The following is a 13,123-nucleotide window of genomic DNA, read 5'->3' on the forward strand; positions in this document are numbered from 1 at the left end:
ATTTATTGTAATTTTTAATTATATGCGATAGCCTTTAAAAGAAATATAGATTATAATTATTCCAGATATGATCATAGGAAACGATAAAATTTGACCCATAGTGGCTATGTTGTAAATTAATCCTAAATGACTATCAGGCTGACGAAAAAATTCTGCTATAATGCGAAATAGACCATAAAAAATCAGAAATAATCCAGATACGCTACCCACAGGACGTGGTTTACGAATGAATTTGTTTATGATAATAAATAAGATTATTCCTTCTAAAAACATTTCATATAATTGAGATGGATGGCGAGGCAGCGCGCCATAGCTATCAAATAGTAATTGCCATTCAGGGTGATCTGGTAGTATTAACAAATCTTGATATATAGAATTAGGGAATAACATAGCCCAAGGAATATCAATGGCTATTCGGCCCCATAATTCTTCATTAATAAAATTTCCCAATCTGCCTAGGCCCAGGCCAAATGGCACTGCTGGAATTATAAAGTCTGATACTTGGAAAAAAGTCAAATGTTTTTTATAAGAAAACCATATAATTGATATAATTACTCCTATTAAACCACCATGAAAAGACATACCTCCTTCCCATATATTAAAAATCCACAGTAAATTTTGAGTGAAAAAAGACCATTGATAAAATAATACATATCCAATACGTCCGCCCAGTACAACGCCGAAAAAGCATAAACATAATAAATATTCTATGTCTTTTTCAGTCCATGAAATATTATTAGAATGCCGTGCTCGATATAATAATGAGTACATAGCATAAATAAAACCCAATCCATACATCATACCATACCAATGTAATGAAATAGGTCCGATTGTAAAAATTACTGGATTACATGAGTGATAACAAAGATACTGCATATTTGATGATATATTATAACGTTCTGGAACATATTTATTATTTGAGTCGGCGCTCAACTACAACAATATCGAGATTATATAAAATTAATAAAAATTTAATTTATATTCATATGTGTTTTTAATGGAAAGTTCATTTAATTTTTTATTAAATATACTTGATGATATTTTATTTTTAGAACATATGATAATCCTAATTTTAGGATATTATCCTATTGACAAATTCTTGCATTACTTTTCTATATACATTTCTTTTAAAAAATACAACACGGCGTATAGGATACCACAAGCTAACCCATTGCCAACTATCAAATGTGTAATCTTTATTATTTTTTATGTTGATTCTCGTATCCTGAGATAGAAGCTTTAATAAAAACCATTTTTGTTTTTGTCCAAAACAAATTGGTCTAATTTTCCAGCGAATTAATTGTTTAGGTAATTTGTAACGTATCCAATCTTGTGTAGAAGATAAAATGCATACATCTTGATAATTTAATCCTATTTCTTCAAATAGCTCTCTGTACATTGCTTGTTCTGGCGTTTCGCCGATGTTAATTCCGCCTTGAGGAAATTGCCAACAATAATGTTGTTTACATCTTCGAGCCCATAATACCTGCTCATGAGTATTACATAGTACAATCCCAACATTTAATCGATAACCATTACTGTCAATCACTAGATTTCCTCAGTTTTATTAAAATGTTTTATTAATTTAATAGATATTATGAAAATGTGTGGTTACGTCATATAAAACAAGATAGATATTATAAATTTTTATTTAATTATATAATGATCATGTATGTAATATATTATTTATCAATAAATACTATCATCACATAACCAAATATACATATCATATGCTATCTTGTAATTAAGTTTAATTCAAGAATTTTGAATATAGTTTTATATGCTTAATTAATTAATGACTTTTATAAAATATTTAGTTAAAATTCGATATTTGTTAAATTAGATTTGTTATTTAGACAATGAATATTATTAAAAAATTTAATAAAATGCGTAGGTATACATTTTATAAAAATTATTAATGATAATAATTAATTGTTATTTCAATAAGAAAGTTCAAAAATATATGAAATGTATATACTGTATTTTACAGTTTACTATTTTTATTTAAAAAATTCATGTAGTAAGGAGCTATTGTTAAATATAATTAAAATAAGATCAGTGAAATGTTAGTTTCATTAAATTGAAGTTTTAAAGGATTAAGTTATTAAATTAAATTAAGTGTATTAAAAATTTGCATGATATTAATATTTATTAATAAGTAATAACATTATCTAATAATTAAAAGACTTTTTATATAAAATTTATTCTGTTATTTCTAACATCAATAAATCTTCTAACTTTTGCTTTCGGCGAATTTGGCGCATTTGTCCATTTTCAAATAGGACTTCTGGTAATAATGGGCGGGAATTGTAGTTGGAGGACATTGAAGCACCGTATGCTCCGGTGTCGTGAAATATTAAATAATCCCCTACTTTTGCTGAATAAGGCAATTTACGTGTTAATATTGTTCCGTTCATGTTTTGTGTAAAAACATCTCCAGATTCACATAATGGACCTCCAACAACGGTATCGCGTAGTGCTTCTAAAGCAATATTTCGATAATCCCCAGGTATTAATGAAATACGATGGTAACTACCGTACATTACTGGACGCATTAGATCATTATATCCTGCATCTATTAATATAAAGTGACGACGACCCATTTCTTTTACTGCTCTAATTTGTGTAATTAATATTCCTGATTCAGCAACAAGAAAGCGACCAGGTTCTATTTCTAATTTTACTGTATGTCCTAAATGTTGGCTAATGCGTTTTCTTGCATCATCCCATAAATGAAAATAATGATTTACATTCAATACCGTATCATTATATTGATACGGTATTGTTAACCCTCCTCCAGCAGAAATAACCTGTATATCTATTTTATATTTCAATATTTGTTGGGCCATGGCATTACATACTTTAGATAAGTGGCTATAATGCACTCCAGAACCAATATGCATGTGAAGCCCAACTAGCTGTAGATTATAACGATAGATATGAGAGAGAGCAGTTAGTATATCTTCATGCCAAATACCATGTTTGCTATTTTCTCCTCCAGTATTAGTTTTTTGACTATGTCCGTGTCCAAATCCAGGATTAATACGTAACCATATTTTATGTCCAGGAGAATAAGCCCCCAATTGCGTTAGCATATCTATTGACCCTACATTAACAGTGATATTCAATTCTAATATTCTAAATAATGTTTCTTTTTCTAAAATATCAGCAGTAAAAACTATTTCGTCACTTTGTTTTCCTGTGTTAAAACCAGCTAATAATGCTCGCTCGATTTCTCCTAAAGAAACAGCATCTACTTTAACTCTATGACTGTGCATTAATCGTAGAATATGAATATTAGAACAAGATTTTTGAGCAAATCGTATAATATCAAATTGTTTTAATTGTGTAATACGATTAATTATGACTGATGCATCATATACCCATACTGGGCCTTTATATTTTTGATGTAATTTTATTAAGCTTTTATGGTTAAGGATATTCATTTGAGTAAGGATATTATGTGTCATGTTATATTTATTATTTCATTAAGATATGATTTAGTATTAAAATATTTCAAAATTTTATCACTGAATATAGTTAAATGTAATGAGAACATAGATCTGTATTATTAAAATTTAATTAATTAATTAATATTATTTAGTTTTTAATAAATACGAAATCCCAAATATATTATGTAGTATTATAATAATTTTTTTGGTCATATACTGGAAAGTATAAAGATTTTATTTTGGACGAAGTGTAGGAAACAAAATTACATCACGAATAGTATGCTTATTAGTCAATAACATTATCAAACGATCGATGCCTATTCCAATACCAGCTGTAGGGGGTAATCCGTATTCTAACGCAATTAAATAATCTTCATCATAATTTATATGAATGTTATTATTTTTGTTATCTTTTTTTTCTTCTGCTTGTTTTAAAAAACGTTCCTTTTGATCTTCTGGATCATTTAACTCTGAAAAACCATTTCCTATTTCTTTTCCAGCAATGAAGAGCTCAAAACGATCAGCAAGTTTTGGATCATTATCGTTGCGACGTGCTAATGGAGATATTTCTATTGGATAAGAAGTAATACAGGTTGGTTGAATTATTTTTTTTTCTACTATTTCTTCAAAAATAACCATGTGTATTTTATTTAATGTCCAGTAATTATTGATTGTAATTCCAAATGATTTTGCTATAGAAATAGCGGTATATATATCGTCTATATTTTGGGATTTAGTTTCTGGTAGGTAATAACAAATTGCTTCTTTTATGCTCATTTGAGCAAAAGGATTATTAAAGTCCAATTCATAATTTCCATAATGAACCATGTTACTACCTAGCACTCGCTGTGTTACTGAACGTAGTAAATTTTGTACTAATATGATTATATCACGGTAATCAGCATAAGCCATGTATATCTCCATCATTGTGAATTCAGGATTGTGATATGAGGATATGCCTTCGTTACGAAAGTTACGATTTATTTCAAATATTCGCTCGAAGCCACCTATCACTAGTTTTTTTAAATATAATTCTGGAGCAATACGTAGATATATATCTATTCCTAATTTATTATGATGTGTAATAAAAGGACTTGCTATAGCCCCTCCCGCAATTGTGTGCATCATTGGCGTTTCTACTTCCATAAAATTATTTTTTTCCATAAACTGACGTATTTCGTAAATAATTAGAGAACGTATTTTAAATAGTTCTCTTGTGTCTTCATTAATAATTAAATCTAAATATCTTTGACGATATTTTGTTTCTTGATTATTCAAACCATGAAATTTATCTGGTAATGGACGTAATGATTTAGTTAATAATCTAATTTCTTTACAATGTATCGATAGTTCTCCAGTACGTGTTCTAAATAATGTGCCGCGTGCTCCTAATATATCTCCTAGATCCCATTGTTTTATATTCTCTTTATATACATTCGTTGCTAACGAATTAGCAGTAATATACAATTGAATGCAACCATCAGCGTCCTGCAAAGTTATAAAAGATGCTTTTCCCATAATACGTTGACTTATTATGCGGCCTGCTATATTTACTTCAATGCTTAATTGTATTAATTCTGAGTTAGATGTATGTTTGTATTTTTTATGTAATTGATTAGAACTAGAATTACGACGAAAATCATTTGGAAACGCTATACCTTTTTCGCGAATTTTTGATAATTTTTTTTGACGAATACTTAATTCATCATCAATATTCAATTTTTGATATAGTTGGTGTTTTGAGTGTACGTATTTAGGCATTATAAATCTCGCTTAGAATATTTTTTGATACTAATTTGTATGAAATCATCTAAATCTCCATCTAAAACAGCTTTGATATTACGTTTTTCAAAACCAGTACGTAAATCTTTAACTCTAGAATTATCTAAAATATAAGATCGTATTTGATTGCCCCAAGTAATATTTACTTTATTATCTTCTCTAATTTTTTTTTCATAATTTTTTTTTTGTAATTCAAGTTCATATAATTTGGCTTTTAATTGTTTCATTGCTTGGTTTTTATTTTTATGTTGCGAGCGATCACTTTGGCACTGAGTAACGGTATTTGTTGGTATATGTGTGATGCGTACCGCAGATTCTGTACGATTAACATGTTGACCTCCTGCTCCAGATGCTCGGTAGACATCACAACGTAGATCTTCTGGGCGAATGTGAATATTGATGCTATCATCCAATTCTGGGTATACAAATACGGAAGCAAATGAAGTATGACGTTTTCTAGCAGAATCAAAAGGACTTTTACGTACTAGTCTGTGCACACCAGATTCAGTATGTAACCAGCCGTATGCGTACGGCCCAATAACCTGAACAGTAGCGGATTTTATTCCAGTTATCTCTCCTGTTGATTCTTCAGTAATGTCAGTTATGAAACCTTTATGATCCATCCACCGTAAATACATACGCAATAACATACCTGCCCAATCTTGTGCTTCTATACCTCCAGATCCTGATTGAATATCGACATAGCAATTAGCATGGTCATATTTTCCTATAAACATACGACTAATCTCCAATTGAGATAATTTACGTTCTGAAGCAATTAATTGATCGTGAATTTCAGAAATTAGGTGATTGTCACATTCTTCTGTTAATTCTAGTAGATCATTTAAATCCACTAAGCTTTTATAAAGTTGATCAATAATGTTAATAAAAATTTTTAAGGAAGAAGATTGTTGATTGAGAAGTTTTGCTGTTTTAGGGTTTTTCCAAATATCAGATGATTTTAATTTGGCGTTAATTATTGTTAAACGTTTTTTTTTGGAATTATAGTCAAAAATCATCCTTAAATTTAAATATTCTATTTAACATGAGTTGAATATGTTGTTTAATAAGTTTTACATCTATCATAAAAAATTTTGTTCCTTAAAGTGTATGGGTTTTATATTGTATTATTCTACATATGTATATGTAGAATAATACAATATAATTAAATAAAAATTTTGATATACATATATAAAGATATATTCATATCACGATATCTTATCATATAAAATTAGTTTAATCTTTAATTATAGTTTATTTGAATTTATTATATAGTTTTAACGCAATGCATATAGACTATGTCTATATTTTTTATTTGTTTTATATTAGGTAACATTTTTAATAATTATATATGTAATCAATAAAATAGCATTTTTTAATTATTATCATATATATATACATTTTTATTTAAATAGTTATATAAAGCTAAAAATTGATTAAATCATTTAATTATAAAATTAATTATAAATCATAATAATTAATATTTGTGAAAAGTGTAATCTTATTATTTTGAAGTATGTAAATATTTAATGTAATAAGATTACATAGTTTATGGCGTGTAATATTGATTAATATTTTTTATTTATCAGGAGGCATATTGTGTTGCCTAATATAGTTTTTTCAAAGCAGTACCCTGTATCTTCAGAAGATTTACCATTAACATTTATATCTTTAGAAGAATGGGTATTAGTAAGATCATATGGACAAGATGTTATGCAATATTTGCATAATCAATTTACTTGCGATATTAAAAATTTAGATAAATATGAATATAGATTTTCCGCATATTGTAATCCAAAAGGAAAAGTGCTTAGCAATATGTATGTTTTTCATCTTAAAAATCAAGAAATGGCGTTTATAGAACGTCTAAATATATGTGAAAAACAGATTGTAGAAATGAAAAAATATATAGTTTCTTCTAATGTTGTTATTACTCCTGATTATAATGTAATACTCATTGGAATTGCCGGAATGAACGCAAGAAAGTATTTAAGTGTATGTTTTTCGGTTGTTCCAACCGAAAAACATACAGTAGTACATGAAAAAGATGTTACTATACTATATTTTAGTGCTCCGAAGGAACGTTTTTTGTTAATAATTAACAAAAAATCAACATTAGATTACTTGTTAAGCAAACAACAGTTCTATTGTATACAATTTAACGATAGTCGTCAGTGGGAATTATTAGATATAGAAGCAGGTTATCCGATTATTGAATTAGTAACTAGTGAGTTATTTGTGCCCCAAGCGGTTAACATGGATATATTACAGGGGATTAGTTTTAATAAAGGTTGTTATCTTGGGCAAGAATCTATTGCACGTATTCAGTATCGTGGGAGCAATAAGAAAGAGTTATATAGATTAATTGGTACCATTGATTATAAGAATAAATACAAATTTCCTACAGCTGGTGATTGGATAGAATTAAAATTAAGTAATCAAAATTGGAAAAATATTGGCGTCATTTTACAATCTTGTCAAATTAAAAAAAATAATGTATGGCTGCAAGCAGTATTAAATAGATCAATTTTAAATTCCTCAGAATTAAGAATTAAAAACATGAAAACTAATGACAGTTTTATTTTTTCTATTATTGATTTTAATAAATTTAAATAATTTTTTAATTTTGTACAAATATTTTTAATCATAATGATCCTGTAGCAACCATTTTGGCAAATCATCTAAACCCATAATATGATGTAATATGCGTATTTTTAAATTGGGCATAGTGTTGATGAGATAAAAAATAAAATATTGTATGTATTCCAGGAAATAATTCTTATTATGAAATAACATGTGAAGATACGAGATATTTATTAAATTTTTAGTTATCCTATATTTTATACTGCGTTCATAATATTTTAAATAATTATAATCTCCAATATCTTTATTATTTTTTCTTAATTTTTTTAGATAATTTGATAGAATTGCTGCATCCATAAGTTCTAAATTAATATTTTTAAAAAATAAAGGACATATAAGATATGCAGCTTTTCCTAGCAATATTAAACGATGATTTATAAAGTTGTGTGCATATTGTATTCTCGGTATAAAAATTTTATATTTTGTATCATTATGTATAATGCACTGACCTAATATATTGCAGATTTCTATTAAATCATAATTAATAGATTGAGCGGAGTTGGATACGTATAGATATTTTTTAGCTGCATGTGGTGGTAATAACCAAAAAACAACTGAAAGATGTGTATTTTTTAATGGCAATAATATTAACAAGCCGTTATTGTGAATAATGAAACGAAGAGTGTTTTTGTGATTTTTTTCAGTGTAAATGGTAGTTGTTAATCCATAATATTTTGTATCTTTAAATATTAACGAAATACTTGCATTCTTTCTTATTAAAGAGTCGATTCCATCTGCGCCTATTACCAATTTAGCTTTGAATATATAGTTATTATTTACTATAACAAGTGCGAAATCTTCATGATAACTTATTGTATAAGGTGAATGTGAATCTATAAATATAATATTTCTTAATTGTCGCGCACGACTAATTAGAGCCTGATATATTAAATGATCATCAATAATGTATCCTAGCTCAAGATATCCTAAATAACCAGAATTAAAAACAGTTTTTTTTATATTATTTTTTTTAAGAATCTCTAATTTATATAATGAACTAGAAAAGTGTGCTAGATTCTGATTCCAGATTTTTAAATACTGAAGTATTTTTAAACTGGTGATATTAACTAACGACGATTTGATGTTCCATTGATCTATTTCAGAAATATTTAGATGACTTCTATGTTCTATGATTGCAATACGAAAACAATCATTTAACCCACAAGCTAATGCGAGCCCGGAAATCCCTTGATTTATGATAAGTATATCAAATTTATTCACATTGTTGTTTATTTTAATAAAAATTAATCGGTTTTCCAGTTTAATATCGTATTTACTAAAAGACGTTGCAGAATAGTACTATAGCTAACAAAAAATAAACCTACGTTTCGAGCAATAATTAATGGTAAATAATGATTACTGAATAAACGCACTAATCCATCGGTGATTTTAATAGTTCTATATTGATCTAAATATCTGTGTTTTTGATATGTATTCAACACAGAATAATCTCCAATATCTATGTTTTGATATAATGCCTGCGTAATTATTTTTGATAAAACTACAATATCACGTAATCCAAGATTACATCCTTGTCCAGCTATAGGATGTAAATTCTGAGCTGCATTGCCGACTAATGCCAGTCTGTGACTAATGTGGCTTTGAGCACGTGTTAGCCAGAGATTATAAAAACATCGCGTTTCTATATTTAAAATTTTTCCTAATTTCCACCCAAATATATTTTGCAGTTCTTGAGAAAATTTTTTTTTGTTCCATCTAGATACTTCTTGTTGTTGTTTGTTGGATATGCACCAAATCAAAAAGTTAAAATTATTGGACATAGGCAGCATAGCTAATGGTCCATGTTCTGTAAATTTTTCAAAAGCTCTTCCAAAATGAGGTATTTCAGTAGTAATTTTAGAAACTACAGCAATTTGTTGATAATTATACCTAAACCATTTCATACCGCAGTTAGTAGCTAATGTTGAATAGGCGCCGTCTGCTGCTACTATTAATTTTGAAACTATTTGATGACCATTATCTAAAGTGACTATATTTTTTTTTTTTTCGCGTTTAATTTTTTTTAGAGTAGCGGGACAATATATGGTTACGCTTGATTTTTTTTGTAAAAAATTAAATAACTTTTTTCTAAAAATATTTAGCTCAATAACATAACCTAATTCTGATAATTGATGATCTTGAGCATTGATAAATATTTTATGTAATCTATTATATTCACTAATTTCTACTTGTTTTATAACAGTACTGCAAGAAGATAAAATTGAATCTATATTAACTCGTATCAATTCATAATAAGCTCCTCGTGATAATGCTATTACGTGAGGAGGATATGTATTTAAAGATAATTGTGTATCACAACAGTAAGGAGAGTGTTGTTCTATTAAAGATATTTCTAAATCCCCTTTAGTTAATTTAAATAGCATTAACGCTAGTATCGCGCCTGTCATTCCTCCACCATGTATAATAATAGACATAAAGTATTTATTTAACACATAAATATAAAAAATTGTAATGTTGAAAACTATAACATACAAATTAGTATGATGAGATGTAATATGCTAATATATATTATAGTATACTTTATTTAAGTATGGCATTTAAATTGTATTGTATATATTTAAATATTTTGACAGAGATTCATTATTTAATTGCAAGATATATGTTGGTTAAATTTAATTTGCTAATATTATTGATGTATAGTAGAAGACGAAATGCATTATACCATAATGGTATAATATGTGGAGTGTTATATTCTATAAGAATAGAATTGTGAGTTATTTTTTATAGAAAACAATTTTATGTTTTTAAGTTAAATTAGTGATTATTTATAATCACAAAATTATTCAGTATTTTTAATATACTGTATAATTTATATATTAAATATGTTTGTTCAGATTCATCTGATAAGATGATTTGATTATGTAGATGATATGAAATCTGTATATAGTCTATATAAATATTTTATAAGGTTTTAAGATACTTGATTTTTAGATTACGATTAAATAAATATTAATTACGTTAATTTTTAAAAAAATTTTATGGTAGAATAGAGATGGTTTTGCTTTTGTTTAAGATGTATAAAAGTATAAGTCCTGTATGTATATAAATTAAATGATACAAATTATTATGTTATTTGATCATTGAAATATAAGATAAAATACCAGGAAAGGAATATGCCTGAAAAACCAATAGATATTCAAATTTTTGGCCGAACATTACGGATTAATTGTCCGTCTAAACAAAAAGATGCCTTAAATAAGGCAGTAGAGGATTTAACTAAACGTTTACAAGATTTGAAGATTAAAACAAGAGTGACTAATGCTGAACAATTAGTATTTATAGTTGCTTTAAATATATGTTATGAGTTAGCCCAAGAAAAATTGAAAACACGTGAATATGCAGCTAATATCGAGCAGCACATTCTTTTGTTGAAAAAAACAATCGAAGAAGCTTTAATTGCACATGCTCATATTACTGAGCGAGTTGATGGAACACTAGAATGCACTAAACATATATAGATTATATTTGTTGTATTAAACGATAAAATAATAAATATGATTATGCATTATGTTTTACTTTAGCCCTCGTATAAAATACGTAAGGTATAAATTTATGACATTCCATGATAATAGAGAATATGTGTATTTTTCATAAGAAGTTATATTATAAAAAATCTATTCGTGAGTATATACGAATTATACGCCGTTCTTTGACATTTCAGGAGCAATATATAGCAGCTCAATTAATTACTAATAAGATTATGGCGATGGATTATATACATAAATCAAAACGTATAGCAGTATTTATTGATTTTGATGGAGAAATAAAAACTTCTTTGCTTATTCGAACTTTATTATGTATGCATAAACAAATATATTTACCAGTTTTACCTTATTCAGAAAATGAATGTTTGTTGTTTTTACGATATACATTTTCCACACCTCTCATATATAATCGTTTAAATATATATGAACCTGAATGGAATGTTAATTCCATTATTTCTATAGAGAAACTAAATGTTGTATTCGTTCCGTTAGTTGCGTTTGATAATTATGGGAATCGATTAGGAATGGGCGGTGGTTTTTATGACAGAACCTTACAAAATTGGAAATGTCAGAATAATTATATACCTATAGGATTAGCATATGACTTTCAAAGAATACCTACTCAATTACTTCCTATGGAAAAATGGGATCTAACGCTACCAGAAATTGTCACCCCATCTTATCATTTAATTTCAGATGTTTATTAAATAAAATAATACATATTTTTGTTCTGAAAGTTATGTATTATTTTTTCTAGTATTTTATTTCTATAAATAGGTTGTATTTTATTAATATAAATAGTTAATTTTTATAATTTTCATAATGAATGTTAATCAATTCAGTTTATTCCCAATTTTTTAGAATTTATAGTCATACTAACAAATATGTATATTTGTTAGTATGACTATAAATTCGAACTGTTCTATGTGGTTTATATATTTATTTAAAATTAAATTTTCAGCCTATAAAGCATTAAATAATTATTTTTATGCCTTCTTTTGTTCCAATTAATACGATATCTGCTCGTCTTTGCGCGAATATGCCAACACTTACTACTCCTGGGATATTGTTAATTTTTGTTTCTAGTAACGATGCATTAGAAATATTCATATTGTATATATCCAAAATATTATTACCATTTTCAGTAATTACATTATGTCGATATTCTGGTAACCCACCCAAACGTACTAATTCTCTTGCTACTAATGAACGAGCCATAGGAATTACTTCTATTGGTAGTGGTCCGCGTCCTAATATATTTACTTGTTTACTACTGTCAACAATACAAATAAATTTTTTAGCTACAGCAGCAATAATTTTTTCTTTGGTTAAGGCCCCGCCGCCGCCTTTAATCATTTGCATATGAGTATCAATTTCATCTGCACTATCAACATATACATCTAATTCATTTAAATTATTAAGATTGTATATAGGAATACCCAATTTTTTTAATTGATTAGATGAATAGTTTGAGCTAGAAACTACACCTTCTATTTTTTCCTTTACACTACTCAATGCTTCAATAAAATATGTGACGGTTGAACCTGTTCCTATCCCTATAATTTTGTTAGATTGAATGTATTTTAGGGCTGCCCAAGCTACTGATTTTTTTAATTTATCTTTTATCATATTGCCCCTATACGTGATGTATATTATATATTTAGTGCATACTATTTTTAATCTATGATTGCTCGATTTCTGATAAAAACTTTCATTTACTATAGATTAAAAACGATATTT

General features: G+C 27.3%; 11 protein-coding genes. 3 read left to right on the top strand and 8 right to left on the bottom strand.

Going from position 1 to position 13,123, the window contains the following annotated elements; all coding sequences use genetic code 11:
- Positions 1 to 18: 18 nt before the first annotated feature.
- From lgt to prfB, 5 genes are all read right to left on the bottom strand, one after another.
- Positions 19 to 876, bottom strand: a complete 858-nt coding sequence (gene lgt / locus VOI34_RS02530; protein ID WP_331828735.1) for a prolipoprotein diacylglyceryl transferase — start codon at positions 874 to 876, stop codon at positions 19 to 21.
- Between the two features lie 196 nt (positions 877 to 1,072).
- Positions 1,073 to 1,549 (bottom strand): RNA pyrophosphohydrolase, encoded by a 477-nt coding sequence (gene rppH, locus VOI34_RS02535; protein WP_331828299.1) that lies wholly within the window; start codon positions 1,547 to 1,549, stop codon positions 1,073 to 1,075.
- Between the two features lie 652 nt (positions 1,550 to 2,201).
- Positions 2,202 to 3,470: a diaminopimelate decarboxylase gene (gene lysA / locus VOI34_RS02540; RefSeq protein WP_331828300.1), complete on the bottom strand. Its 1,269-nt coding sequence runs from the start codon at positions 3,468 to 3,470 to the stop codon at positions 2,202 to 2,204.
- Between the two features lie 216 nt (positions 3,471 to 3,686).
- Positions 3,687 to 5,213, bottom strand: coding sequence for a lysine--tRNA ligase (gene lysS, locus VOI34_RS02545; RefSeq protein WP_331828301.1), 1,527 nt, complete (start codon positions 5,211 to 5,213; stop codon positions 3,687 to 3,689).
- Positions 5,213 to 6,320, bottom strand: a protein-coding gene (prfB, locus tag VOI34_RS02550) for a peptide chain release factor 2 (protein WP_331828302.1) whose coding sequence is annotated in 2 segments (ribosomal slippage) — positions 5,213 to 6,265 and positions 6,267 to 6,320 — 1,107 coding nt in all. Because the reading frame shifts where the segments join, the coding sequence is not laid out codon by codon here. The genes lysS and prfB overlap by 1 nt, the downstream gene beginning before the upstream one ends.
- A 513-nt stretch (positions 6,321 to 6,833) precedes the next feature.
- On the opposite strand from prfB, the gene ygfZ reads away from it, so the two are divergent.
- Positions 6,834 to 7,850, top strand: a complete 1,017-nt coding sequence (gene ygfZ / locus VOI34_RS02555; RefSeq protein WP_331828303.1) for a tRNA-modifying protein YgfZ — start codon at positions 6,834 to 6,836, stop codon at positions 7,848 to 7,850.
- Between the two features lie 24 nt (positions 7,851 to 7,874).
- On the opposite strand, the gene VOI34_RS02560 is transcribed toward ygfZ, so the two are convergent.
- Positions 7,875 to 9,098, bottom strand: coding sequence for an FAD-dependent monooxygenase (locus VOI34_RS02560; RefSeq protein ID WP_331828304.1), 1,224 nt, complete (start codon positions 9,096 to 9,098; stop codon positions 7,875 to 7,877).
- 23 nt (positions 9,099 to 9,121) lie between these two features.
- Complete coding sequence (ubiH, locus tag VOI34_RS02565) at positions 9,122 to 10,312, bottom strand: 2-octaprenyl-6-methoxyphenyl hydroxylase (RefSeq protein ID WP_331828305.1); 1,191 nt, start codon at positions 10,310 to 10,312, stop codon at positions 9,122 to 9,124.
- A gap of 699 nt (positions 10,313 to 11,011) precedes the next feature.
- Between ubiH and zapA the strand changes: the two genes are divergently transcribed.
- Both zapA and VOI34_RS02575 read left to right on the top strand, forming a co-directional pair.
- Positions 11,012 to 11,356: a cell division protein ZapA gene (zapA, locus tag VOI34_RS02570; RefSeq protein WP_331828306.1), complete on the top strand. Its 345-nt coding sequence runs from the start codon at positions 11,012 to 11,014 to the stop codon at positions 11,354 to 11,356.
- A 104-nt stretch (positions 11,357 to 11,460) separates the two neighbouring features.
- Positions 11,461 to 12,090, top strand: coding sequence for a 5-formyltetrahydrofolate cyclo-ligase (locus VOI34_RS02575; protein WP_331828307.1), 630 nt, complete (start codon positions 11,461 to 11,463; stop codon positions 12,088 to 12,090).
- Between the two features lie 265 nt (positions 12,091 to 12,355).
- On the opposite strand, the gene rpiA is transcribed toward VOI34_RS02575, so the two are convergent.
- Positions 12,356 to 13,012 carry a ribose-5-phosphate isomerase RpiA gene (rpiA, locus tag VOI34_RS02580; protein ID WP_331828308.1) on the bottom strand — a complete coding sequence of 219 codons (657 nt, stop codon included), beginning with the start codon at positions 13,010 to 13,012 and terminating at the stop codon, positions 12,356 to 12,358.
- Positions 13,013 to 13,123: the final 111 nt, after the last annotated feature.

The organism is Candidatus Blochmannia sp. SNP, assembly GCF_036549215.1.
Classification (GTDB): domain Bacteria; phylum Pseudomonadota; class Gammaproteobacteria; order Enterobacterales; family Enterobacteriaceae; genus Blochmanniella.

What these genes read in the sequence shown, in the direction of transcription:
- lgt (WP_331828735.1), bottom strand. Translation starts at nt 876, where the DNA reads ATGCAGTATCTTTGTTATCACTCATGTAATCCAGTAATTTTTACAATC.
- lysA (WP_331828300.1), bottom strand. Translation starts at nt 3,470, where the DNA reads ATGACACATAATATCCTTACTCAAATGAATATCCTTAACCATAAAAGC.
- lysS (WP_331828301.1), bottom strand. Translation starts at nt 5,213, where the DNA reads ATGCCTAAATACGTACACTCAAAACACCAACTATATCAAAAATTGAAT.
- ubiH (WP_331828305.1), bottom strand. Translation starts at nt 10,312, where the DNA reads ATGTCTATTATTATACATGGTGGAGGAATGACAGGCGCGATACTAGCG.
- zapA (WP_331828306.1), top strand. Translation starts at nt 11,012, where the DNA reads ATGCCTGAAAAACCAATAGATATTCAAATTTTTGGCCGAACATTACGG.
- VOI34_RS02575 (WP_331828307.1), top strand. Translation starts at nt 11,461, where the DNA reads ATGATAATAGAGAATATGTGTATTTTTCATAAGAAGTTATATTATAAA.
- rpiA (WP_331828308.1), bottom strand. Translation starts at nt 13,012, where the DNA reads ATGATAAAAGATAAATTAAAAAAATCAGTAGCTTGGGCAGCCCTAAAA.